The 24,948-nt window shown below is 59.5% G+C and carries 23 protein-coding genes; 17 read left to right on the top strand and 6 right to left on the bottom strand.

Annotated elements, in window-relative coordinates; all coding sequences use genetic code 11:
• Nucleotides 1–183 precede the first annotated feature (183 nt).
• From VOI21_RS03625 to dnaQ, 4 genes are read left to right on the top strand one after another with little or no spacing between them, the layout of a single operon-like run.
• Complete coding sequence (locus VOI21_RS03625) at nt 184–783, top strand: Maf family protein (protein WP_323767784.1); 600 nt, start codon at nt 184–186, stop codon at nt 781–783.
• Entirely contained in the window at nt 780–1,613 is an 834-nt protein-coding gene (locus VOI21_RS03620) for a shikimate dehydrogenase (protein ID WP_323767782.1), read from the top strand. Before VOI21_RS03625 ends, VOI21_RS03620 begins: the two co-directional genes overlap by 4 nt.
• Nucleotides 1,610–2,203: a dephospho-CoA kinase gene (gene coaE / locus VOI21_RS03615; RefSeq protein WP_323767780.1), complete on the top strand. Its 594-nt coding sequence runs from the start codon at nt 1,610–1,612 to the stop codon at nt 2,201–2,203. Before VOI21_RS03620 ends, coaE begins: the two co-directional genes overlap by 4 nt.
• A complete protein-coding gene (gene dnaQ, locus VOI21_RS03610) occupies nt 2,196–2,924 on the top strand; it encodes a DNA polymerase III subunit epsilon (protein WP_323767778.1) in 729 nt (242 codons plus the stop codon). The genes coaE and dnaQ overlap by 8 nt, the downstream gene beginning before the upstream one ends.
• Nucleotides 2,925–2,936: 12 nt before the next feature.
• On the opposite strand, the gene secB is transcribed toward dnaQ, so the two are convergent.
• A complete protein-coding gene (secB, locus tag VOI21_RS03605) occupies nt 2,937–3,425 on the bottom strand; it encodes a protein-export chaperone SecB (protein ID WP_323767776.1) in 489 nt (162 codons plus the stop codon).
• Between the two features lie 56 nt (nt 3,426–3,481).
• On the bottom strand, nt 3,482–3,982 hold the full coding sequence (locus VOI21_RS03600; RefSeq protein WP_323768420.1) for an FxsA family protein: 501 nt from the start codon (nt 3,980–3,982) through the stop codon (nt 3,482–3,484).
• Nucleotides 3,983–4,085: 103 nt separating this feature from the next.
• Between VOI21_RS03600 and VOI21_RS03595 the strand changes: the two genes are divergently transcribed.
• Genes VOI21_RS03595 through VOI21_RS03585 form a run of 3 tightly spaced genes read left to right on the top strand, consistent with a single transcriptional unit; the run spans nt 4,086 to nt 6,381 of the window.
• Nucleotides 4,086–4,748 (top strand): Tim44/TimA family putative adaptor protein, encoded by a 663-nt coding sequence (locus tag VOI21_RS03595; protein ID WP_323767774.1) that lies wholly within the window; start codon nt 4,086–4,088, stop codon nt 4,746–4,748.
• 38 nt (nt 4,749–4,786) lie between these two features.
• A complete protein-coding gene (locus VOI21_RS03590) occupies nt 4,787–5,785 on the top strand; it encodes a murein transglycosylase A (protein WP_323767772.1) in 999 nt (332 codons plus the stop codon).
• On the top strand, nt 5,782–6,381 hold the full coding sequence (locus VOI21_RS03585; RefSeq protein ID WP_323767770.1) for a Smr/MutS family protein: 600 nt from the start codon (nt 5,782–5,784) through the stop codon (nt 6,379–6,381). Before VOI21_RS03590 ends, VOI21_RS03585 begins: the two co-directional genes overlap by 4 nt.
• Nucleotides 6,382–6,386: 5 nt before the next feature.
• Here VOI21_RS03585 and VOI21_RS03580 read toward each other — a convergent pair whose 3' ends face one another.
• Together VOI21_RS03580 and VOI21_RS03575 are read right to left on the bottom strand one after the other, a co-directional pair.
• Entirely contained in the window at nt 6,387–7,598 is a 1,212-nt protein-coding gene (locus VOI21_RS03580; protein WP_323767768.1) for an MFS transporter, read from the bottom strand.
• A gap of 60 nt (nt 7,599–7,658) precedes the next feature.
• A complete protein-coding gene (locus VOI21_RS03575) occupies nt 7,659–8,765 on the bottom strand; it encodes a polysaccharide biosynthesis/export family protein (RefSeq protein ID WP_323767765.1) in 1,107 nt (368 codons plus the stop codon).
• Nucleotides 8,766–8,871: 106 nt separating this feature from the next.
• On the opposite strand from VOI21_RS03575, the gene VOI21_RS03570 reads away from it, so the two are divergent.
• Both VOI21_RS03570 and VOI21_RS03565 read left to right on the top strand, forming a co-directional pair.
• Complete coding sequence (locus VOI21_RS03570) at nt 8,872–9,717, top strand: NAD(P)-dependent oxidoreductase (protein WP_323767763.1); 846 nt, start codon at nt 8,872–8,874, stop codon at nt 9,715–9,717.
• On the top strand, nt 9,714–10,346 hold the full coding sequence (locus tag VOI21_RS03565; protein WP_323767760.1) for a sugar transferase: 633 nt from the start codon (nt 9,714–9,716) through the stop codon (nt 10,344–10,346). The genes VOI21_RS03570 and VOI21_RS03565 overlap by 4 nt, the downstream gene beginning before the upstream one ends.
• Before the next feature lie 3 nt (nt 10,347–10,349).
• Here the strand turns inward: VOI21_RS03565 and VOI21_RS03560 are convergent, their stop codons facing one another.
• Both VOI21_RS03560 and VOI21_RS03555 read right to left on the bottom strand, forming a co-directional pair.
• Nucleotides 10,350–11,030, bottom strand: coding sequence for a YjbF family lipoprotein (locus VOI21_RS03560; RefSeq protein WP_323767758.1), 681 nt, complete (start codon nt 11,028–11,030; stop codon nt 10,350–10,352).
• Entirely contained in the window at nt 11,027–13,177 is a 2,151-nt protein-coding gene (locus VOI21_RS03555; RefSeq protein ID WP_323767757.1) for a YjbH domain-containing protein, read from the bottom strand. Before VOI21_RS03555 ends, VOI21_RS03560 begins: the two co-directional genes overlap by 4 nt.
• A gap of 232 nt (nt 13,178–13,409) precedes the next feature.
• Here VOI21_RS03555 and VOI21_RS03550 point away from each other — a divergent pair, with 232 nt between their 5' ends.
• From VOI21_RS03550 to flhA, 8 genes are all read left to right on the top strand, one after another.
• Nucleotides 13,410–14,246 (top strand): flagellar motor protein MotB, encoded by an 837-nt coding sequence (locus VOI21_RS03550; RefSeq protein WP_323767755.1) that lies wholly within the window; start codon nt 13,410–13,412, stop codon nt 14,244–14,246.
• Nucleotides 14,247–14,343: 97 nt separating this feature from the next.
• Entirely contained in the window at nt 14,344–15,648 is a 1,305-nt protein-coding gene (locus VOI21_RS03545; RefSeq protein ID WP_323767752.1) for a flagellar hook-basal body complex protein, read from the top strand.
• A gap of 35 nt (nt 15,649–15,683) precedes the next feature.
• Entirely contained in the window at nt 15,684–17,132 is a 1,449-nt protein-coding gene (gene flgK / locus VOI21_RS03540) for a flagellar hook-associated protein FlgK (RefSeq protein WP_323767750.1), read from the top strand.
• Between the two features lie 12 nt (nt 17,133–17,144).
• A complete protein-coding gene (locus VOI21_RS03535; RefSeq protein ID WP_323767748.1) occupies nt 17,145–18,143 on the top strand; it encodes a flagellin in 999 nt (332 codons plus the stop codon).
• Complete coding sequence (locus tag VOI21_RS03530) at nt 18,143–19,249, top strand: flagellar basal body P-ring protein FlgI (RefSeq protein WP_323767746.1); 1,107 nt, start codon at nt 18,143–18,145, stop codon at nt 19,247–19,249. The genes VOI21_RS03535 and VOI21_RS03530 overlap by 1 nt, the downstream gene beginning before the upstream one ends.
• A gap of 69 nt (nt 19,250–19,318) precedes the next feature.
• Complete coding sequence (gene motA, locus VOI21_RS03525; protein ID WP_323767744.1) at nt 19,319–20,188, top strand: flagellar motor stator protein MotA; 870 nt, start codon at nt 19,319–19,321, stop codon at nt 20,186–20,188.
• Complete coding sequence (locus VOI21_RS03520) at nt 20,185–22,458, top strand: hypothetical protein (RefSeq protein WP_323767742.1); 2,274 nt, start codon at nt 20,185–20,187, stop codon at nt 22,456–22,458. The genes motA and VOI21_RS03520 overlap by 4 nt, the downstream gene beginning before the upstream one ends.
• A gap of 414 nt (nt 22,459–22,872) precedes the next feature.
• Nucleotides 22,873–24,948 carry a flagellar biosynthesis protein FlhA gene (flhA, locus tag VOI21_RS03515; protein ID WP_323767740.1) on the top strand — a complete coding sequence of 692 codons (2,076 nt, stop codon included), beginning with the start codon at nt 22,873–22,875 and terminating at the stop codon, nt 24,946–24,948.

The raw sequence follows: 24,948 nt of genomic DNA, 5'->3' as shown, positions 1-24,948 counted from the left end.
ATCTCGAACAACCTCTGTTCCGTGACTGATACCCGCCTGCGAAACTTGTCCTTTCACACAGGCTGACAATCTTTGCTTCCACAAGGATGGATGCCACATCCACCCCCAAGCTTGCATGTGCCGAGGTTTTTCCTCAAAAACATCCGCAAGCCCGCACACTGACCTGTCCCCGGTTTTATCCCCATGTTTTGTGACCTTCTCCTCGCTTCCAGCTCCCGGATCCGGGCGGACATGCTGCGTGCGGCTGGCCTGACGATCGAAATCGAATCGCCGCGCGTGGATGAGGATAGCCTGAAGGCGGCCCTTATCGCCGAAGAGGCATCGCCACGCGACGTGGCCGACACATTGGCAGAGGCAAAGGCGCGCAAACTGGGTCAACGCTATCCGGATCAACTGGTGCTTGGCTGCGATCAGGTTCTCGACTGCTCTGGTGAGATTTTCTCAAAGCCCGAAACGCGTGAAGAGGTCAGTGAACAGCTTTTGCGTCTTCGTGGCCAGACCCACCGGCTTTTGTCGGCGGCGGTTCTCTATCATGAGGCTAAGCCGATCTGGCGCCACGTGGGAACGGCTCGGCTAACCATGCGCGACTTTTCGGATAGCTACCTTCAGGACTATCTGGATCGCAACTGGCCAGATGTCGCCACTTCCGTCGGCGGGTACAAGCTTGAAGCTGAAGGCGTGCGCCTCTTTGCCCGCATCGAGGGCAATCACTTCACCATTCTCGGTTTGCCGCTGTTAGAGCTGTTGACCTATCTATCCAACAGGGGAACCATCCCGGCATGAGCCTTGCCCGTATTCCGCTTGCCGCCGTCATCGGGTCTCCGGTGGCCCATTCCCGTTCACCGCGTCTTTTTGCCCATTGGCTAAAGGCGCATGGGTTGCCCGGGTATTACATCCCGATGGACATCCCAGAGGTTAAGCTGGCCGAAACCATCCGGCTGCTGCCTTCGCTTGGCTTTGTGGGTCTGAACGTCACCGTGCCCTACAAGGAAAAGGTGATGGAGATCGCCGATCTGGTGTCGGACCGCGCCACCTTGATCGGGGCCGCGAACACCTTGATTTTCCGCGATGACGGCCGCATTCACGCCGACAATACAGATGGTTATGGCTTCATGGAGAACCTGCACCAGACCGCGCCGGACTGGAATCCGGCGGCAGGACCGGCCACGGTGTTTGGGGCAGGGGGCGCGGCCCGTGCGGTTATCGCTTCGTTGCTGGATGTGGGAGTACCGCAAATCAGGCTGACGAACCGCACGCGCCAGAGGGCAGAAACCCTACGTGAGGCCTTCGGCAACCGGGTAGAGGTTTACGACTGGGTGCAGGCTGGCAATATCATTGAGGACTGCGCAACGGTGGTGAACACCACCGCCCTAGGCATGTCAGGCAAACCTCCGCTGCGGGTGCCGCTAGATGCGCTGGAACCCGGAATGCTTGTGACGGACCTTGTATATACGCCTCTGGAAACCCGCCTCTTGCAAGAGGGCAGGGCGCAGGGATGCACCGTGGTCGACGGACTAGGGATGCTATTGCATCAAGCGGTTCCGGGATTTGAGCGGTGGTTCGGTGTCCGTCCCGAGGTCGATGAGGCAACACGTCAGGCCATTCTGGAATGAAATTCAAGCTTGGTTTGACCGGTTCGATCGGGATGGGCAAATCGACCACTGCTGCGATGTTTGCTGACGCCGGATGTGTTGTCTGGGACGCGGATGCGGCCGTTCACCGGCTCTACGGCACAGACGGTGCCGCTGTCGCACCGTTGGGGGCGGTGTTCCCGCGGGCGATCAAACACGGGGAGGTTTCGCGCGACGCACTGCGAGAAATCATCGCCACGGACAAGACCGCCTTGTCACAGATTGAAAGCATCGTGCATCCTTTGGTGCAGCAGGACCGCGAAACCTTTATCGTGGACCATCCGGAGGCCATCGGTGTCTTCGACATTCCCCTTTTGTTTGAAACCGGCGGCGATGATGCCATGGACGCGACAGCCTGCGTGTCTGTTCCACGTGAAACGCAAGAGGCGCGTGTTCTCGCCCGCGGCACCATGAATGCCGAGGATCTTGCCCGCATCCTTGCCCGCCAAATGCCGAACGAGGAAAAATGCGCCCGCGCTACGTATATTATGGAGACCGACACGGTTGAGCACGCGCGCGCGCAGGTGCAAACCGTGCTGAAGGATATTGAGCGGAGACTTCAACATGCGTGAAATCGTCCTCGACACTGAAACCACCGGGTTCGAGCCGGAACAGGGTGACCGTATCGTCGAAATCGGCGCGTTGGAACTGTTCAACCATGTCCCCACTGGCCGCACTTATCACCAGTACATCAACCCTGAACGCGGCATGCCGGATGAGGCGTTTGGCGTCCATGGGATCGGCCCCGATCTTCTTAGCCCCGCGCGCCCGGCCAATCCGGGGGAAATCACGCTGAAGGACAAGCCGGTGTTCGCCAAGATCGTGGATGAGTTCCGCGATTTTATTGGGGATTCGCGGCTGGTCATCCACAACGCGGCCTTTGACGTGAAATTCCTGAACGCCGAACTGCGCTGGACCAATCGTCCGCTGCTGCCCAAAGGCTGTGCCATCGACACGCTGGAAATTGCCCGCCGCCGCTTTCCGGGCTCCCCGGCCTCGCTGGACGCGCTGTGCCGCCGTTTCAGCATCGACAACACTGCTCGGACGCTGCACGGGGCGCTTTTGGACAGTGAGATTCTGGCAGAGGTCTATCTGGAACTGATCGGTGGCAAACAGCCGGACTTTGGCCTGTCAAATTCCGACAAGACGTCTGGCCAAAGCAGTTCCGACCCGCTCTGGCGGCCTCGGCCAAGACCACAGGCGCTGGCGTCGCGCCTGTCGGAAAAGGAAAAGGCGGCGCACGCCGCCTTTGTCGAAAAACTTGGGCAAGAGGCGCTCTGGATCAAATCCTGAGCGCCTGTCTGCTCAGGCCTGCGCCGTGCCTTCCGGATTGGCCTGACGGCGGGCGATCTCGTTGCGATAGAGCGCAAGAAAATCGATCGTCTCAAGGTTCAGCGGCGGGAAGCCGCCGTCGCGCGACACGTCAGACACGATCCGGCGCACAAACGGGAACAGCATCCGAGGGCATTCGATCAACAGGAAGGGATGCATCTGATCTTCGGGCACGTTCTCGATCGAGAAGACACCAGCATAGTCCAGTTCCATCAGGAACAGCACATCGTTGCTGCCTTTGGCCTTCGACTCGATCTTGAGCTTCATGACCACTTCGAACTGGTTCTCGGCTGTCCGCTTTTTGGCGTCCAGGTTCACTTGAACCTGCACGTCTGGCTGAACCTCACCGGTCACACCCTTTTGGGACAGGATGTTCTCGAAGGAAAGGTCGCGAATGAATTGGGCCAGAATGCTCATTTTGGGCGGTTGTTGCACCTGCCCCGCACCGTTGGTCTCTGCCATGGATCGGTCTCCCGTTGAAATCTCCGCCGGAGGCATAGCAGCGCCCGGCGGTACGCTCAATGCCTCGTCCAGCCCGAACCGGGGTGATTGGGGGTCTTCTCTTTGGGAATTTCGGTAAATTCACCGTCGATCACATCCCCCGGACCCCGGGCCGCCGTCGGATCGCGTCGAACCGGGCCCTGCGTCTCCGGCCCCATCTGGAACCGCGTCACATGAACGCGCTGCCGTGCCCAGTGAAACACAGCTTTGCGCACCGGGGGCGCAAGCAGGGCAAATCCGACCGCATCGGTGAAAAAACCCGGCGTCAGCAACAAAACGCCAGAGACAAGGATCATTGCCCCGTGCGCCAAAGGCTCACTGGGGTCCTGTAAATCAGAGAAACTCCGCCGCAAGTTGTTCATCGCGACCTGCCCCTGCGCCCGCACCAGCCAAGTGCCGATAATTGCGGTCAGAACCACCACCGCCAGTGTCGGCCACAGCCCGATCAGACCACCGACCTGAATGAACAGCGCAATTTCGATCAGCGGAACCATGAGAAAAGCCAAGAATAGCCACATGGGAACGTCCTCCATATCCAGCGCGTAGGTGGACTCACCCATGCACCTCACCTACATAAGGATGCGACCGTGATCTTCAAACGCTCGCCGCAATGAGGTGCCGATGAACTCTCCTATCCTCCAGCTTCTGGTTCTTGCCGGAATCGCCGTTTTTCTCGTTCTGCGTCTGCGGAGCGTGCTGGGCACCCGGGAGGGATTTGAAAAGCCGCCGGCCCCCGCGCCGGCCGATGACCGGCGTCGCGCCGCCCGCGACTTTGAGGTCATCGATGGCGGTCCCGACCACGACATCATCGATCACGTCGCCGAGGACAGCGATGCCGCAAAGGCGTTGGCGGCGATGAAGCGGGTAGAGCCCAGCTTTTCGGTCTCTGAATTTCTCTCCGGCGCGCGTGGCGCCTATGAGATGATCCTCATGGGCTTCGAACGCGGCGATATCGCGGAACTGCAAACCTTCCTCACGGATGACGTCTACGAGACTTTTTCCGAGGTTGTCGAACAGCGTGAACAACAAGGCCTGACCATCGAGGCCGAATTTGTCGGCGTGCGCGAACTGACGCTTGCAGATGCCAGCTTTGACGACGCCTCCGGGCTTGCGGAAATCACAGTGCGCTACGTGGGTGAACTGACTTCGGTCGTCAAAAACGCCAATGGTGAAGTGATTGAGGGATCGGCCACGGCCGTCAAACGGCAAAAGGACATCTGGACTTACGCCCGCAGAATGGGTGCCGATGATCCCAACTGGCAGCTTGTCGCTACGGACGAATGACCCGGCTATTCCTTGCAGTTTTCACAGCGATATACGTTATGACCGGCCCCGCCTCCCCAGAGACGGGGCCGAGTTATGAAATCCTGGCCTTTGACGATCTGCAAGGTTGGGCGGAGGATGATCATTCCGCCGCCCTGACGGCCTTTCTGGAAACTTGCGGTGACCTGGATGACCCGGACTGGACCGCGCTTTGCGGATTGGCGCGCGAAACCGACGATGCGCGCGGTTTTTTTGAGCTGCTCTTTCGCCCGATCCTGATCAGCGACGGCGAAGAGATGCTATTTACCGGTTATTTCGAACCGGAACTCAGCGGTTCACCTTACCGGACCGAAACCTATCGCCATCCGATCTATCAAATGCCGCCAGAGGCCAAACGCAGCCGTCCGTGGTTGACTCGTCGGCAGATCCTGACATCCGGCGTGATGGAGGGCAGAGGTCTTGAAATTGCATGGGTCGATGATCCGGTAGAGCTGTTCTTCCTGCAAATCCAAGGGTCTGGCCGTATCAAATTCCCCGATGGCCGGATGATCCGCGTCGGTTACGGTGGCGCAAATGGCCATCCCTACCGGTCTATCGGGCGTGAACTGGTTCGCCGGGGCATCTACCGCGCGCATCAGGTGTCCATGCAGGTGATCCGAAACTGGGTGAACCGGAACCCAGACATGGGTGAGGAATTGCTCTATCACAACGCGGCCTATGTCTTTTTCCGTGAGGTCAGCGAAGTGCCCTCGGACAAGGGGCCGCTTGGCGCGATGAACAGGTCGATCACGACGCTGCGCTCGATTGCTGTCGATCCACGCTACACGCCGCTCGGCGCGCCGGTCTGGATCGAGAAAACTGGTAGCGAACCGATGAACCGCTTGATGATTGCGCAGGACACCGGGTCAGCGATCAAGGGCGCGCAACGGGCGGACATTTTTTTTGGCACCGGGGATGAGGCTGGACGCATCGCCGGACGGATCAAGGACACCGGCCGCATGGTTGTCCTGATGCCGATCCAGCGCGCCTATGCCCTCTTGCCCGAAGAGGGCTTATGACCCGGCGGCGCAAGCTGCGCCCGGAGGAGCAAGAGCTCTGGCGGCAGGTCGCGCGCACGGCGGACCCTTTGCACAAGCGGCCCGCCAAAAAAATGTCTGAACCAGAGGCGGGGCCAAAACCCCTGCTGTCACAAAAGCCAGCCCCCCGTGATCCTCTGTCGCCTTTTGCACTGGGCGAGCGGTCTTTGCCCCGAACCCAAACCCATGTCTTCCCCAAGACCAGTTCTGACCACCTGCATGAAGCGCCGGTGCGCATGGACGCAAAGGCCTTTACCCGGCTGAAACGTGGCAAGCTGGACCCGGAGTCGCGGATCGACCTGCACGGCATGACGGTGGATCGCGCTCACGGGGCCCTGATCCACTTCATCCTGAACGCTCAGGCGCGGGGTCTGCGGCTGGTCCTTGTCATCACCGGCAAAGGCCAGCGAGAAGATCCCTATGACCCGATGCCCCGGCGTCGTGGGGTGCTCAAGACACAGGCGCCAATGTGGCTGCAAATGCCGCCGCTTTCCAGTGCGGTCCTACAAGTCTCGCCGGCACATCGTAAGCACGGCGGCGACGGGGCGTATTACGTCTATTTGCGCCGCCGCCGGTAAGCCCGTTACAGCATTTGGCGGGCCCGGCTGACACCGATCCACATCATCGCCGAGGCAAAGAGAAAATAGACCGCGACGCCGATATACTGGGTCTCGATCCCCACACCGAAATCAATCAGATAGCCGGTGATCCCCGGTCCGATCGCCGATCCCAACACCATCACGGCCGCCGCCATCGCCTTGATCGCGCCCAGACTGCGGGTGCCATAGAATTCTGCCCAAAAGGCGTTGGGCAGTGTCTGCGTCGCGCCGGTTGTCATCGCCACAAACAGCAACCCGACCAATGTCCAGCCCAGCGACCCGCCCAAGGCGAAACACAAGAACCCGACAAACATGGGCAGTTGTGACCAAGGGATCAGTCGCCCGGTGCCAACCCGGTCCAGCAGACCCCCTGCCACCACCATCGCGCCCACCGCTGCCGCCGTGTAGACAGGAAAGAGCGCCGCCAGTTCGAGGTGCGTCCAGCCCTTCACCTCGGCAAAATGGACCTGCTGAAAGAAAAAGGCGGTGTTGAAGGCTGGCGGACCCAACAAGGCGGGCACCATAAACCAGAACAGAAAGTGCCGCAGGACCTCTGGCCGCCGCCAATGCCGTTGCTCCATCCCCACCGAGTGATCGGTTTCCGCATGGCTCTGCGGTGTCCGTTCACGGGTCAGCAATAGCAACAATAGCGGGATGGCCAGCAGGCTTGCACAGGCAACGGCCATCCAGAGCAGGCGCCAGTCCATCACCAGCATCAGCAAAACAAAGCTGAAGGGTAGCGCCGCCTCACCCAGAGCAAAGCCAAGTCCTGCAACCGACAGCGCCTTGCCACGCGTGGCGACAAACCAGCGCGACATGGACACCACGGCAATATGGCTCGCCATGCCTTGTCCGCAAAAGCGTAGAGCAAAGATCACAAAGGGCAGCAGCGCCGCCCAAGTGTTCAGCGCCATGAACAGGCAAGAGGCGGCAAGGCACATCAGCACCACGGCCCCGATGGCGCGGGTTCGAAACTGATCCGTCAATGCCCCGGCCCAGATCATAAGCGCGGCGGAAGCACTGGTGCCGATTGTATAGATGCCACCCCATTGCCCATGGCTGAGGCCAAACTCTGCACGAATTTCTCCGGCAAAGATCGAGATGAAAAAGGTCTGGCCGAAGCTCGACAGGAATGTGAGCAGCGCACCAGCGGCAAGCCAGCGCGCATTTTCGGCGAGAAAGCGAAAGACACCCATGTCTCGCCCCTGTCTCGCGGTATGTGGAAAGGTGGGCGCGCGAACGGCGCCCTTGGTGGATTAGTTTGTAATGGCTCCGGCCTGCGCTGACACACCCAGAACCGCACCGATCAGCCCAAATACGGTCTGTGCCGAGGTAATCGGGCTTTCTGTTGCAAGCAGCGTATCGCCGGGATGGATCTGGAACTTGCGCGCGGCAAAGAGCCCGTCGGCGCTGGTCAGGTCCAGTGTAAAGACAACCTGCTGCATCTTGGGCCCGTAACCGTCGGGGCGGATGACGTCGGCAGGGTATTCCCGCAGCACCAGCACACCCTTGGGGTCCGCGCGTGCATCGGACAACCCGCCCATCAGGGACACCGCCTCAAGCGCTGACAGGTAATCCTTTGGGAAATAGATCAGGTTCTCGATCCCGCTGGCACCCAAAGCGGTAAAGCTGCGCTCATCGGCCTCGATGATCACAGTATCGCGCGGGTGCAGCAGCGCGTTTTTCGATCCATCGGCGAAAAGCTGTTCTGCGGAAATCTCATAGGTTTTGGACCCACGCAGCAGGCGCACACGCGGATTGCGCATTTCAGGCATGACACCGCCCGCGTCGGCCAGCAGGCTGAGAATCTTGTAGTTCCGGGATGGCATCGGATAGGCACCCGGCTTGCCAACGCCGCCTACGACGTCGACTGCGTGATCACGGCCTTGCTGAAGGCTGAGTTGAACTTGGGCCGAGGGCAGGATCGGTTCCAGCCGCTGCTGGATCTTTTCCCGCGCTCCGGTGGCCGTCAGGCCGCGAATGCCAACCTTGTTGACGTAGGGCAGAAACACGGACCCTTGGGCATCGACCTCGACGCCTTTGATCTCATTGAAACGCTGGCCGGGATTGGTCAGCAGCGAGTTGTCCTGGCTGTCCCAGATCGTGATGTCGACGCGGTCGCCGGTCCGGATCACAGAGGAATTGCTGCCGTGACTGGTTTGCGGCCAATGGTAGTGACCATGCCAGCCCGACTGCGTCCATGTTGCAAGGCCGGGTACATTGGCGCGCGTTACTTCGACGACCTGAAAGGTGGGATTGTCTGCGTCTTGTTGGCGCAGCACTTCGGATTGGACGGCGGCACCGCGCGGCAAGCTGCAGGCTGCCAGCGCAAGGACAGCGACAAACAGGGTGATCAGTCTCAATTTACCAGACACTCCAGTCCCCCAACCGGTCATTGACACTTTCTAGCGCCTTGTTCCGCTGATAGACAATCTGACGGTCGAAAGAAAGCGTTATGAGGGGCGGACCGTGGCAGGAACACAGCAATTCCGAAGCGTTCTGTTGTTGGGAGCAAGCGGAAAACTGGGCCGGATGGTGTGTGGCATGTGGCGACGGGGCGGGATTTATCTTGTCCCGGTTGTGCGAACCGGGCCAACGGAGCAGGGTGAATTGATCTGGTCGCCCGGCGACAAGACGCCCGAGATTGGCCCCGTTGCGGCCGTTGTGGCGCTTTGGGGCGTCACGCCGGGTCCGGGGCGCGATCTGGCGGATAACACCCGACTGGCGGTGTCCGCGATGGATCTTGGCGCGGCTTTGGGCGTTGACGCGGTGGTTCATTGTTCCACCGCGGCCGTTTACAGCCCCTCTGCGGAGCCCCTCAAGGAAACCGTTTCGCCCGCGCCCGCATCCGCCTATGGGCAGGCCAAGCTGGAAATGGAGCAGGCGATTGCCGCGCACCGAAAATCGGGCGGGCCGCGCCAGATCGTGATGCGGATCGGGAATGTTGCCGGGGCCGACAGTCTGTTCGGCAACTTGCAGATGGCCGGTCAAATTACGCTGGACAGGTTTTCTGACGGCTTGGGTCCATCGCGCAGCTACATCGCGCCGGGTGATCTGGTCCACGTGATAGAGTCGCTGGTGCGATCCCCGGATGCAGAGGGCGTCTTTAACGTCAGCGCCCCGAAGCCAACGGCGATGGCAGAAATCGCGGGTGTTTGTAAGGCCACGGTCAATTGGCGGGATGCTCCGGACTCTGCGGTGCAATTCGTGTGGCTGGACACCGCGCGACTTGGCAGCGTGGTGTCACTGCCGAGAAATGCCCATGAGGCAGCGCATCTTGTCAAAGGGGCGCAGGTTAGCGGGGTCTGGCCATGAACGTGAACCGCAAGCTTCTGTATATGTTGGATTTTCTGTATGCCGTTGGTCTAACGATCCTGATTTCACCGCTGATCCTCTACGTTGCTGTTGTCGTTTGGCGCAACGATGGCTGGCCGATTCTCTACAGGTCGGAACGGATGCGCAGCCCTGACCGCGCCTTTATGTTGTGGAAGTTCCGGACCATGAAGCGCGATCCATCTGATTCCGGCGTCACGGGTCCGTCCAAATCCGCCCGGATCACGCCAACGGGAGCTTGGCTGCGGCGCAAGCGTTTGGATGAATTGCCCCAGCTTTGGAATATCCTGCGTGGCGACATGAGCTTTGTCGGTCCGCGCGCGCCGCTGCGCCATTACGTCGAAAAATATCCCGAGATCTATGCAGAGGTCTTGCAGGAGCGGCCCGGTGTCACCGGGATGGCGTCAATGGCCTATCATCGGGCCGAAGAGCGGCTGCTGTCGGCGACCAAAACAGCGGAAGAAACCGAAGAGGTCTATTGTCGACGCTGTATCCCGCGCAAGGCGCGGCTGGACCTGCTGTATGCGCAACGTCGCAACCCTTGTACGGACCAGCGGTTGATGTGGGCCACGGTTTTTAAAGGTGTCACGATGCACCGGCGGCGTCGCTGAAGGTCAGCGGCGCAGCACCTGTGAAGAGATGTAGCCCAGATAGGGACCCATCCATTGCCGCGCGCTCAGGATATAACCATCCCCACCAACGACATAGGCATTGGTGAAATCGGGTGACACACCGTCCGCAGCGGTACATTTCGCGGTAACGAGTTGCCCGCTTGTCTGAACCAGACCTGCGGCGACGGGAACGGTAGCGCCGGTCGAAGTATAGCAGGAATAACGCCGCACGATGGTCACGTCTTCGGATGTCAGGAACCGCAGGTCATAGCTGACCCGGCCTTCGGAACGCGATTGAACACGGTGCAAAAGCCGATCTTCTTCGGATGACATCAGATCGCCGCCCAGCCCGCGGGTCGAGGTAATCATGCCATCGCGCAGAACAATTACCTGACGGGAAGAGTTGCCATAGGTCTGGTAAGGCCCGTTGCGTTGAATGTCCTGCAGCAGGGTTTGCGATTTGCGGGCTTCGAGGTCGAACAGGAAAACCGAGGCGGTCGTCGCTGACAGAGATTGTGCAATTTGCTGCGGTGTCAGCGGCTTGGGCGGTTCTTTTTTGGTAAAGAGCGCCTTGGGAATTTGCTGTAGTAATACAGCAGTATCCTTGTTCGCGTTGCCACAGGACACCAGCGCCAGAACGGAAGTCAGGGCCAGGCCGATGCGTGTGATGCTGCGCAGGGTCATCGCCAGAACCTTCCCCAGGAATTGACTGCGTCGGGTTTGTGGTAATCCCGAACCTGTTCGTAGAGCCGTCCGTTGACGTTCAGGCGGGCCCCGCCGTCACGCGACAGCGATTGGACGACCACATCGTTCCGGCGGCGCGAAGGTTGGCCGAAGAAGCTGGCCAGTGGCAAAGTAAAGCGGATGCCCTTGTCAAAGGAACCTTCGCCGAAATCCTCGAACGAGGCGTCCGTGAACGTCGCGTAGGCACCGACGCGCCAGCCGTTTGCAAATTCGCGGTCCAGCGAGATTGTCGCGCCGTAGTCGCCGGCCAGATAGCGACCAACATCAAGTTGGCCGTGAAACCCGTTTCCGAAGGCGTAATAGGCAGAGATGTGGCCGTTGACGTTCGGAATCTCGCGCTTTGTGCCGGTCACCGGATCGGTCGTTGTCATTGATTGGAAACCGAACAATTGGTCGAAATCGCGGCGCTGGATGTAGTTGACTTCGGCTCCGACAGCCAGCCGGCTGGTGACCGGCTTCCACAGCACTTCGGCTGAGACGCCACCGTACATTTGTTCAAGATAACCGACTGTTACCCTGGAATAGACGTTCTTTGCCGGGCGACCGTAATGCGCGAGCTGAAGGAACTCGATCGCTGGATCGCCCTGTGCCGAAAACTGCGCGTGGTCGGTGCGCACGCGAGGAAGGCTCGACTCGTCGAGACGTTTCACCTGATCGAGACTGCCGTTGAGCTTTTTGGTGACAGACCCACTGAGTATCAGGTTCGGCGTGATTTCTATATCGGCGGCGGCACGCAATCCCACGTCAGCGCGGACCGGGTTGTCCGGGTCGAAGACCGAGAGCTGCATATAGGGTGAGAGCGACCAGGTGAATTTCGGATAAATGCCCTGATCGGGTGCCGGTGCCTGCTGAAACCCATCATTGAACGCGGTCCGCGCAAGCATTTCGTTGGCGGCATCGTGTTCCAGACGCTCAAGATCTGAACGACGGAAAGTCACCGATGCCATCGCCATTCCGTTGACCACCGGAACAATCTCGAACACTTCGACCGACGCGGGCAGGGCACGTGTCATGGCCCGTGCCATGCGGCCCAACGCCTGTGAAGGCGCGCCGTAGCGCGGATTGACCATGCGGATTGTGGCGCGGTTGCTTTGCAGGTCGACAGCTTCGACTTCCAGCCCTTCTTTGGCGGCAAGTTGCTTGAGTGAGGCCTTGGCGGACGTGGATCGTTGCGGGTCCAGTGTCCATCCCAGATCGGCTGCGGCTCCGGGAGCGCGCGGTGCCACTGGCAAGCCGGACGGCTCTATCCCGCCGGCAACGCCGATTGTTTTGGGGTTGGTCACAAAGGTGAACTGAGCGCCGATCTCGTTCCCCAGAATGTGGTAGACAGACAGGTGCCCGCCACTCTTGAAACGGTAGTCGACACCGAAGTTCCAAGGGCTGGATACATCGACGCCACCAAACCTTGCTTCGCGGGAATAGTCGTCAGAGGAGTATTCTACCTTGAAGTTCAAACGGTCGTTTGGCGCGTAGGACACGCCGCCAAACGCGGCAACGTCACCTCTGAAAAACCGGTCAAATTCTGGCAGGCCGCCCCGGCCGGTAAAGCCTCCCGCCCGCGTGCCGGTTGTCCCAAAAGGATTGTGAGAGCCGTAACGGCCCCATCCGAAACCGCCGGTGACCTTGAGTCCGGGACGCAGAGTTTTGGTCGCAACCAGGTATTCGCCGCTATAGACCCCGGTGCCGATGAAGTCCTTTAGGCCCACCACAACAGAAGGCCGCCGGTCAGTTTCTGTCAGCAATTGATATCGAAGGTCGAAACTTCGGTCGAAGTGCGTAGCTGGGCCACCGGCCGAGATGCTCTCGATCGCCGAATAACGAAAGCTGCCGGACAAGCGCGGCAAGATCTGAAAGTAGAGCGTTGTTCGGGACGTGCCGTTCAGGTTGGAGTAGGTTCCGGCCAATGTCGCGTCCGGAGGAACCTCTGCCGTTGGCATGTCCACCAGACCGGGTGAGCCATAAAGGTTGAAAGACACCGGGTCATGGATGTCTTCCGCGTTGAGGGCCCCGCCCATCGTCGACAAGAAGGTACCCGCCAGCGCAATGCGCCGCACGAGGCCTGATTTTCTGTTTTGAAAACCCGGCATTGTTCCCACCTCGTTGCCACCTCTGTTTCACCGTTCTTGCTAATGCCTTAGGTGGGCGCTGTCTATTCGATGCGACCTCTGGAGAGCTTGTTGTGTGAAAATCGGCACGCCTTTGCCGGGTTATCCACAAGATGAGGCCTTCCAGCTGCTTTAACCGAACATTTTTAATCGTTAAGCGTGTGGTAATCGGCAGCGACGTACACCTGTCTCGGGTGAGAGAAAGGTGGGAAAGATGAGTGGCGACAGCAATGTTGCGCCAGTCATCATCAAACGGAAGAAGATCATCGCGGCTGACGGGCATCATGGGGGCGCCTGGAAGGTGGCCTATGCCGACTTTGTGACCGCAATGATGGCCTTCTTCATGTTGATGTGGCTGCTGAACGCAACGACAGAAAAACAGCGCAAGGGTATCGCGGACTATTTCAGTCCGACAATCGCAATGGCGCGGGTCTCTGGCGGCGGGTCTGGGGCATTGGGCGGCGATTCCGTCTTTGCCGAGAACACGTTGCCAAGAGTGGGCACCGGGGCAACCAGCCTTCGGCCACAAGCGGAGCGCACCAAGGACGATGCATTTGACGCCAAGGACCCGACAAAAGACGGGGCGGAAACCGAGGAATTCAAACAAGTCGAAGAGCTGTTGATGGGTCGTGGCGGTGAAAGTATGGTCGCCGACGATCTTTTGGAACACATCGTGACAGAGGTCACCGACGAGGGATTGGTCGTCGAATTCTTCGAAACGCGGGAGGCCCGGCTGTTCGACGAGTTCGCAAATCCGACCCCATTGCTTGAGGATCTGGCGCTGGTATTGGCGCGTGCTTCTGACGTTGTCACCAATCCGGTTGCGATCGAGGCGCATACTACGGGCTATCCGGTTGTTCTTGCGGACAATCCCGCTTGGAAAGTGTCCCGTGACCGGGCCGAATCTTTCCGCGAACTGGTTATCGATCGTGGGTTGGATCAGCAACGTGTCAGGCGTGTGACGGCCTATGCGGATCGCGAACCTAAGGCCGATAATGCCATGGACCCGCGCAACAGCCGGATCGAGGTTATCTTTCTCCGAAGGAACTGATGCAGTTTTCGTGGCTTTTTAAATGTTAGGTCGGCGTTAAACCCGCACGTCTATCTGTTGTCCAAGAATTTGAGATCGACAGCAGAAAGGCTAGTCCATGACAATCTCTTCATCGCTCAACGCAGGCGTAGCGGGCCTTGCGGCCAATGCGACCCGGCTGGGAACCATTTCTGACAATATCGCAAACTCCGCGACCAAAGGGTACAAACGGGTTGAGGCCGACTTTACCGCTATGGTCATGCAGGGCAACGGTGCGACCTACACCGCAGGGGGTGTGCGGTCGTCCACCCAAAGGATCATCGATGAAAGTGGTGCCCTTGTCGCCACGAACAACCCGACCGACCTGGCGGTGCGCGGTCAGGGGTTCCTGCCCGTGGCGCAGGAATCACAGGTTCTTGCCGGCAGTGGCGATCCGCAGATGTACCTGACCACCACCGGATCGTTCCGGGTGGATGCGGACGGGTATCTCAAGACTGACTCCGGCCTCATGCTGTTGGGATGGAAAGCAAACGCCGATGGGACGATCCCGACCAATGCGCGCGACAGCTCTGATGGACTGGAGCCGGTTCAGATTGCGCTCAACCAGTACCTGAGCGAACCGACAACCTCGATGACTCTTGGCCTGAACCTGCCCGCGACAGAGACATATTCGACGGCGTCTGGTGATCCGCTGACGCTTCCGGTCGAGTATTACGACAACTTCGGGCGCTCTGAGAACCTCACAATGACCTTTACGCCGACGATTCCGGCATCCGGGTCTTCCAATGAATGGACGGTGGTTATCACGGACTCGGCCAGTGCCGGTGCTGTGGTCGGTGAATACACTGTTACCTTCGATGGCACGCAGGCATCGGGGGGCACGTTGGACACGGTTGTGGTCGGCGCAGCCGGCGGAGCGTACGATCCGGCCACCGGAACGGTGATCGTCACAACTGCTGGCGGTCCGATCGAAATCAATATCGGTCGTCCCGGCACGAACGACGGCCTGACCCAGCGTTCCGACAAGTTCGCGCCTTTGAACATCGCCAAGGACGGCTCGCCTGCCGGTAACATGACGTCGGTCGAGATCGATGAAAACGGGTTTGTCTACGCGTTCTTCGATACGGGCATCACCTCGATCATCTATCAGGTTCCGCTGGTCGATGTCCCGAATCCTAACGGGATGGTGGCGCTGGACAAGCAGATTTATATGCCTTCACCAGAAAGCGGCAGCTTCTTCCTGTGGGATGCCGGTGACGGTCCTACCGGGGATGTGGTCAGCTTTGCCCGTGAGGAAAGCACCACAGACGTGGCCAGCGAACTCACCGACATGATCCAGACGCAGCGCGCCTATTCGTCGAACGCGAAGGTCATTCAGACTGTCGATGAGATGCTGCAGGAAACCACCAACATCAAGCGCTGACGGCGCCTCCGTCACTTAATAAAGGGGGTCGTTAGATGTCTCTTTCAGGCGCGCTTTACAATGCCTTCAGCGGGCTCAAGGCCAATTCCCGGGCAGCGGGTCTGGTCTCGACGAATATCTCCAATGCCACGACAGAGGGTTATGGACGGCGGACCCTGGGGCTTGTCCCCGGGGCTGTCGGTACCACCGGGGGTGTGCGGATTTCTGGAACAATCCGGTTCTCTGACCCGGTTCTGACAGGCGACCGGATGGTGGCGGATGCGGCACTCGCCGATGCCACGACCCGCTTTGATTTCGCGCGCCGGATAGAGGATCTGGTGGGCGATTCCGGGGTTCCGGGCTCGCTCACTGACCGGATCAACGTGTTTGAGAATTCACTTTTGACTGCCGCGTCCAACCCCGCCTCGACCCAGCGGCTGGAACTGGTGTCCAGCAGCGCGGACTCCTTGGCGCAGGCGTTGAACGTCCTCTCGGATGAGGTGCAGGCGGCTCGGCAGACCGCCGACTCCAGTATCGGCGCGCAGGTCGACACTTTGAACAACGCGCTGTCGCGGCTGGATGCGCTGAACGACAATATCGTTGCGGCCCGGGCGACCGGAACTGAGTCGGCCAGCTTTTACGATGAGCGCCAGCGTGTTCTCGACAGTATCGCCGATATCGTTCCTTTGCGTGTAGTCGAACGCGATAAAGGTGACGTCGCGGTGTTCACACGTGGGGGGGCCGTCTTGCTTGACGGCTCGCCAATCGAGATCGGGTTTGAGCGCAGCTATGGCATCGGCGCAGGAATGACCTTCGGCGGCGGTCAGTTGAACGGACTGACGATGAACGGGACACCGGTGGACACCAACGGCTTGGTGTTTTTCGGAGGCGGCAGCCTCGCTGCGCAGTTTGAGATTCGGGATGGGGCGGCGGTGGAACACCAATCGCAACTCGATGGGATTGCCCGTGATCTGATCGAACGAATGGGACCCGGTGGGCCGGACAGCACGCTGGGCGCAACCGACCCGGGTTTATTCACTGACAGTGGTCTGGCCTTTGCAACTGCAAACGAAGTTGGGATTGCCAGTCGGATTGAAATAAATGCTCTTGTGGCTCCGGATAGTGGGGGGGCATGGCGACTGCGCGATGGGCTGGGTGCGGCGACTCAGGGTGACGTGGGCGACGCTCGTCTGTTGCAGGGGTTCACCGAAGCCCTCGGGGCGGCCACAGTCCCCGGCTCCTCGGGTTTGACCGCAATCGCACGCAGCTTTGCCAACCACATCTCGGAGTTTGCTTCGACCGCAACGGGAGAGCGTGTTCGGGCCGAGAACGCGCAAACTTTCGTGTCGATCCAGAACACCGCGCTCAAGGAACTGGAGCTGTCCAAGGGTGTGGATACGGACCAGGAACTGCAACGCCTGATGCAGATCGAACAGCACTACACAGCCAATGCAAAGGTCATGTCGACAGTCGACGAACTGCTTGACCGGCTGATGTCCATATAAGGAGAACCCGACATGGAAGTCATCGGAGACATGGCGCGCGCCTTGGTGCTGCGCACCAATCAGGTTCGCCTGCGTGAGGAAATGGATCAGCTTGCGGTCGAGGTCTCGACAGGGTTCGTCAAGGACGCAGGCAAGCACTTGCATGGCGACCTGACCGGCTTGCTCTCGATCGACCGGGCGCTGGCGCAACTGGATACGTATCGGGTCAACACCACAGAGGCGAGCTTTCTCTCCGGGTCGATGCAGACCGCGCTCGACGAAATACAGGGGCGGAGCGAAACACTCTCGCAGTCGCTGATTGCGGCGGAGTTGACACCGAATTCCGCCCTGCTGCGCACTATGGCGGACGATGCGGAAAATGCGCTCAGCCAGGTGATGAACGGGCTGAACCGCTCGGTCGCGGGACGGTTTCTGTTCTCAGGGACAGCCACCGACCGCGAAGCTGTCCAAACCGGCGACGATCTGCTGGCAGATGTGCGGGCGGCGCTTGTCGGGCAGACGGATATGACTGGCGTCGAGGCGGCGCTGGACATTTTCTTTGGCGCAGGTGGCACCTACGAAACAACGACCTACGAGGGGTCCAACACTGGGCTCGCCCCTCTGAAGTTGTCTGAGACGGAAAGTGCGAATCTGGACATTCGGGCGACCGATCCGGTCTTTCGCCAAGTGTTGAAACCCATGGTGATGGCGGCCCTCGCCACTGACGGCACACTGGGTTTCGATCAGGACCTTCAGATCGAGATGCTGACCACCGCCGGGCAGGACTTGCTCGCTGCACAACAGGACGTGGTCGAACTGCGCGCTGGTCTGGGTGCGCTTGAAGCGCGGGTCGAAGAGACAACCGCCCGCAATTCTGCGGAATTCACGGCTACGAATATTGCCCGGCTCGATCTGGTGGGGACGGACCAGTACTACACCGCGTCCCGCTATGAAAACATCCGGTCCCAGTTGGAAAGCCTTTACGCCATCACGGCGAGGTCACAGCGCCTGTCGCTTGCGGAGTATCTCTGATGTTTACACGTTTTTTCGCCTTGTTGATCCTGACATTGTCGCTTGCGGTCCCTGTCTCGGCGCAATCCGTGCGCATCAAGGACCTCGTCGAGGTTGACGGTGTCCGGTCGAACGACCTTGTGGGCTATGGGCTGGTCGTCGGTCTGAACGGAACCGGCGATGGACTGCGAAACTCGCCGTTTACCGAAGAGATCATGTCGAACATTCTCGAACGGCTGGGGGTGAACGTGACGGGTGAGCAGTTCCGCCCACGCAATGTGGCGGCGGTTCTCGTGACCGGCAAATTGCCGCCTTTTTCGCGGATCGGCAACCAGATCGATATCACCGTTTCCGCCATCGGAGATGCCAAAAGCCTGTTGGGCGGTACGCTGATCATGACCCCGCTGAACGCCGCGGATGGCCAGATTTATGCCGTGGCACAGGGCACCATCATTGCTGGCGGTGTCGAGGTTGAGGGTGAGGCGGCCCGCGTTGTGCAAGGCGTGCCAACTGCAGGGGTCGTTCCCTCCGGTGCCCGGATCGAACGTGAAGTGGCGTTTGATTTCACCCAGCTGTCCACTCTGCGGCTGGCCCTACGGGAGCCAGACTTTACCACTGCTGCGCGTATCGAGGATGTGATCAACCGCTCAATCGGGCGACGGGCCGCGACGATGCTGGATGCGGGAACCATCAGCGTGGACCTGCAACGCGCCGGGGCGGGGTCACCGGCAAGGGCCGTGGTCGCGATTGAAAATCTTTCGGTCGAACCTCAGCGCCGCGCGCGCGTGGTGGTTGACCAACGATCGGGCACCATCGTGATGGGCGCGGACGTGCGTATTTCCCGGGTGGCGGTGTCACAAGGAAACCTGACTCTTCGGATCGAAGAAGCCCCATTGGCGATTCAGCCCAACCCTTTCAGCGACGGGGATACGGTGGTTGTTCCGCGTACTGGAGCGCTGATCGAAGAAGAGCCAGGGATCGGCCTGGCCGAGGTTCCAACGGGCACGAACCTTTCGGAAGTCATCGCCGGTCTGAACGCGCTTGGCGTCAGTCCACGGGACATGATCGACATCCTCAAGAGCATCAAGGCGGCTGGGGCACTACACGCGGATTTCGTGGTGATGTGACGGCGCCGATGAGGCTTTCTTAACGGCTGGCTGGCAGGCTGGCGAAGGTAACGGATCGGGAGAGCGCGTATGCTCGGAATCATTGGTATCGTGGTGATCTTCGCCATGGTTTTCGGCGGCTACCTTGCGGCTGGCGGCAAGCTAGGGATCATCATCAAGGCGCTCCCGTTTGAGTTCATGATGATCGGCGGGGCCGCCACTGGCGCCTTTTTGATCAGCAACGACGGCGCGACGGTGAAACACACGCTCAAAGATGTGGCCAAGGTCTTCAAGGGAGCAAAGTGGAAACCCGATGACTATCGCGATCTGCTCTGTCTGCTGTTCGAATTGATACGGCTGGCCCGGCAGAATCCGGTCGCCATCGAAGAGCACGTCGAATCGCCGAAAGAATCGAGTATTTTTGGGAAGTATCCCAAAATTTTGGCCGACAAATATGCCATTGAATTGATCTGTGACACCATGCGCTCCGTTTCGATGAACTATGACGATCCGCACCAGGTTGAAGAGGTCTTGGACAAGCGGCTGGATGGAATGCAGCATCATGCCCTGCATTCCAGCCATGCCCTTCAGTCGATGGCGGACGCCTTGCCGGCCCTCGGGATTGTTGCGGCCGTCCTCGGGGTGATCAAAACGATGGCCTCGATCGATCAACCGCCAGAGGTGCTTGGCAAGCTTATCGGCGGCGCGCTGGTTGGCACATTTCTGGGTGTTTTCCTAGCCTATGGCCTCGTCGGTCCCTTTGCGACCAAGGTCAAGGCCGTCGCTGAAGAGGACCTTCAGTTCTACCACCTGATCCGCGAAGTCCTTGTGGCGAACCTGCACAACCATGCGACCAACATCTGCATCGAAGTCGGTCGCCAGAATACACCAGATCACTTCCGGCCAAGTTTCGAGGATCTTGAAGAGGCTCTGAAGTCGGTCAAGCAGGAGGCCGCATGACTCGCTGGATAGGATTTCTGTTGATCGCCCTTTGGCCAAGCCTTGCAACGGCACAGACTGTGACCGTGCGGAGTGGCGAACATGGGGAATTCACGCGGCTGGTGCTGGATGTCCCGGATGGCACAAATTGGGCTTTAACCCCTGACCCCGTTGCCGGGAGGGTTACGCTTTCGCTGGATGATGGTCCGTACCAATTTGCAACTGGTTCGGTTTACAACCGGATCGGGACAGAGCGGATCGCCAATCTAACACCATCGGAAGACGGACGCGGGCTTGAAATTGGTCTGGGCTGCGAATGTGCGGTTGAGGCCTTTGTGCTCCGGGATACGATGCTGGTGATTGATGTCGCGCCCTCCGATTCCCCAGTCCAATTTTCTGCATCGAAAATCCTGCCGCCAGATCCGGTGCGGGTCGATCCGGCTCTGTCGCCGTTGTTGAGAGAGTTCTCGCAAATCCGCTTCGGCAAAGCGCCGCAGATCGGTCCGCAGTCGATGGGAACAAGCCTTTTTCCGTATCTTGCAGAGCGTGAGGATGCGGGTTTGGTTCCGTCCGTTCTTGATCTCCGGGACGAAGGTCCGTCAACGTCAAGGGACCTCGGTACCCGGCTTTCTGCCGACCTTTCCGTGGCAGCGATGCAGGGGTTATTAGACCCGGCCGTCAGGTCACCGTATGCGCCAACGCCCGTTGTCGATCATCAACCCGATCCGGCGATTCCGACAGAGTTGTCCGTTGATCCCGGAACCCTTGCAAGGCGTCTTGCTGCGGGCATGTCCGGAGTGGATGATGAATCGCTACAGAAGGGCCGGATTTCGGTTGGTGGAGAAGTGTGCATTAGCGACCAAGACCTTGCATTGAGTTCTTGGTCAAAGGCGGATGACGATCCGAGTCTTATCTTGGCGGAGAGAAGGGGCAAGGTTTTCGGGGAATTCGACCGGATCGCTCCCGACTTGCTGAGGCAGTACTCTGCCGCCTTGCTGTACTATGGGTTTGGTGCCGAAGCCCGCGCAACCCTCTCTTTGCAGCCAGACACAAAGGCCCCGGTCCTTGTTGCCCTGTCCTATGTCGTCGACGGCGAACCGGATCCAACGGATCTTTTCGACGGGCTTTCCGGGTGTGATGGGTCAGCGGCGCTATGGTCCGTGCTTTCCAAACCTCCCGCGCCGAATGCTCCTGAAATCTCCAGAGCGGCGATCCTGCGCAGTTTCGAAACTTTACCGAAACATCTTCGCTCGTATCTTGGCCCGGTTCTGGTCGATCACTTGTCCCAATCGGGCTACACTGACATTGCCCGGGATGTGCTGCGCCGCTTGCAGCGTATGGAAGGGCAGGAAACCGACAGCATCGCATTGGGAAAAGCGCAACTTGCGTTGAAAGACGGTCTTCACGATGAAGCGGAACAACGCCTGCACGATCTTTCCGTGGCCGGCGGTCCCGAAGCGGCAAGGGCAGTTGCGGCATCCATCGATCTTGCCGACGCAACCGATACACTGGTGCCCGCGCGGATCGTAGAGTTGTCCGATGCGTTTGCCACCGAATTGCGTAACAATGAAGATGGGCAGAAACTCTGGAAGTCACATGTCCGGTCGCTGTTGATAAATGGCGAGTTCGACGCGGCTTTTGCTGAACTCGACGCCCCCCATGGCATGCCCCGGGAAACCGTCAGGTTCATGCAGCAAGTTGCTCTGAAATTCCTTGTCGATAGAGCCGATGACCTGACCTTTCTAAAGCTTGCTACGCGGTCACTTGCAGATAGTTTGCTTCCAGATCAAGCTGCGACAGGGATTGCGATCGCGGAGCGTTTTCTGGATCTTGGCCTACCTGAGACCGCCCTTTATCAACTGGACACTTTGCCCAACGTGAATGACCTTCCCGATGCCCGGACAGTAAGGGCTGAGGCGCTTCTCGCCCTGTCTCGTCCGGAAGAGGCGGAAATTATCCTCATAGGGCAACGCGGCGACCGCGTGGTGCGACTGCGTGCCGAGGCGCGTCGGCAGATGGGTGACCACGTCTTTACCAAGACCATCTATGAAAGCATTGGCGACAGCCGTGCCGCGGTCGATGCCGCATGGTTGTCCGGCGATTGGAAGGACGTGGCCGAAAGTGATACAGCGCTGGCACCGGCCGCAGACCTAATGCAATCAACTCCGGTTGCCTACGATCCAACGGATGTGAGCCTGTCCGCAGCAAATGCCCTTTCGGCTGCCAGCGCACAATCACGCGAAACTCTTCGCGCGTTGTTGGATGCAACGGCGGTTCCGACTTTGGACTGACCTCTACTTACGGTTTCTAAACGCTTCTGCCCTACCCAAGAAGGAGCGTAAGACGAAATGGAGGGGCCAATAAATGGCGCAGTCCCGCGATCGGCAGAATGCCGACATGGACCGGGCGATAGAAACGCCGACGCCAACAGGCGAAACGGGTCACTGTAATCCGCTGGTCAGCATCGATTGCAGACTGCGAAGCGGACTGTCTGACAAACGGTTCGGTAGCTCGGTTCCTGTCCGGTCCATTTGTATGTCGCCCTTACAATTTGCGTCAAATACCGACAGCCCAGTTTTCGTGTCACGAAAACAAGGGCAACCCGTCACACCGGCAATCGGTCGACGTGAACACGGGACTTCACTCTCAGGTTCTGCCCGGCGCTCAGACCGTCGGCGCCAGGCTTGACAGCGGGAAAGCAGATCATGTCGCCTTCGAGCCTTTTCAAACCCACAATCCTCATGGCGTTCGCCCTGATGGCTGTGATTGTCATGATGATTTTGCCGATGCCTTCTTGGGTGCTGGACGTCGGATTGGCTGCGTCCTTCGGACTTGCCATCCTGATTTTCACCGTGACCCTGTTTATCGAGCGCCCGCTCGATTTTTCCGCCTTTCCGACGATCCTCTTGACCTCACTGATGCTGCGGCTGTCGCTCAACGTCAGCTCCACGAAACTGATCATCGGCCAAGGGCATACCGGGACCCATGCGGCCGGTGAGGTGATCGAAGGATTTGCAAACTTCGTCATGGGCGGCAGCGTGTTCCTCGGGCTTGTCGTCTTTGGCGTGCTGATGATCGTCAACTTTGCCGTCATCACCAAGGGTTCGGCGCGCATGGCTGAGGTTTCGGCCCGGTTTGCGCTGGACGCGATGCCCGGCAAACAGTTGGCCATCGATGCGGACATGTCGGCAGGGGCCATTGACCACGCAGAGGCAAAACGCCGTCGCGAGACCGAACAGCAGGAAACAACCTTCTTCGGATCCCTCGACGGCGCATCCAAATTCGTCAAGGGCGACGCGGTCGCCGGTCTTTTGATCACGATCCTGAACCTTGTCATGGGAATCATCATGGGCGTCGTGATGCATGACATGCCCTTGGGGAGCGCGCTTGAGACCTATGCCATCCTGACTGTTGGAGATGGGTTGGTGTCCCAAATTCCGGCTGTGATCATTTCGATTGCGGCAGGCTTGTTGCTGGCGCGGGGCGGCTCCACCGGTGCCACGGACGTCGCAGTTGCGGCCCAACTTGGGCGGCATCCTTCGGCGCTTTTGGCGGTTGCGGTGCTCATGGTGCTTTTTGCGCTGGTCCCGGGCCTGCCCTTTGTGCCGTTCATTCTTGGTGGTGGCGTTCTTGGCGGAACAGCTTGGTGGATATCCAGACGCCCTGTTGAAACAGAGGACAGGAGGGAAGATGCTGAAGAAGAGCCCGCTCTGCCCGATCAGCACATGGGCGATGTGCTGGACCTTGATGATATCCATGTCGAATTTGCGCCCGATCTGGTCAATATGGTGCTGGATCCGGGCACTGGACTGGATGTCAGGATTGCCAATATGCGGCGGCACATCGCCTCGCATTTCGGGCTTGTCCTGCCAGAAATCCGGCTGACCGATGCGCCTTCACTCCCCACCGGCACCTATGTGATCCGCATCCACGGTGTCGAAATGGCGCGCGGAGAGTTGAACCCCGATTTTGTCCTGGCTTTGGTGCCCGAATCCAGCGGCGCCCTGCCTCAGGGGCGCGACGTAACCGAACCTGTCTACGGCGCACCCGCACGCTGGCTGCGACCCGAAGATCAAGAAAAGGCGGCGATCACTGGGGCGACCATCGTTTCCCCGACCGAAGTGCTCGCAACTCATTTGCTTGAGGTCATCCGCCGAAACTTTGGCCGTCTTCTGACGCTGAAAGCGCTGCGTCGCCTGCTGGATGAGATGGTCTCTCTCACCAACCAGTCCCGTGCCGAGGCAAATCGCAAGCTCTTGGATGAACTGATCCCCGACAAGGTACAGATCGACACGTTGTTGCAGGTGCTGCGGCTCTTGCTGGATGAGCAGGTCTCGGTCCGCAACCTGCCCCTGATCCTTGAGACGATAGCCGAGATGCGCGGCCAGCAGACACAGGCCGAGGCCATCTGTGAACACGTTCGCCAGCGGCTTGGCTTTCAACTCGTTGCAGGGATGCGGCGTGACGATGGAACCATACCGCTTGTGCAACTTGCCCCGGAATGGGAGGAGACCTTCCTTGCGTATCAGGTCGAAAGCAGCCAAGGCGCGCTGGACGTGGCCTTGCCCCCGGATAAATTTGAGGCGCTCACCAGCGGTTTGGCGGACACAATCGGTGAGGCAGCGACCCGTGGTGTCTCTGCTGCGGTCGTCACCTCCGCCCGGCGGCGCCGGTTCCTGCGAACCGTCATGGTGGCCAAAGGCCTCAGCAACCCGGTCATGTCCTACGAGGAAATCGGGCTTGAGGCACGGCCCGCGCTTGTCGGAGTGGTGGCCGCGTGA

This window comes from Antarctobacter sp., assembly GCF_034670325.1.
Lineage (GTDB): Bacteria > Pseudomonadota > Alphaproteobacteria > Rhodobacterales > Rhodobacteraceae > Antarctobacter.
The sequence above is the reverse complement of the archived record's forward strand: the minus strand, read 5'-3'. Positions and strand labels throughout refer to the sequence as shown.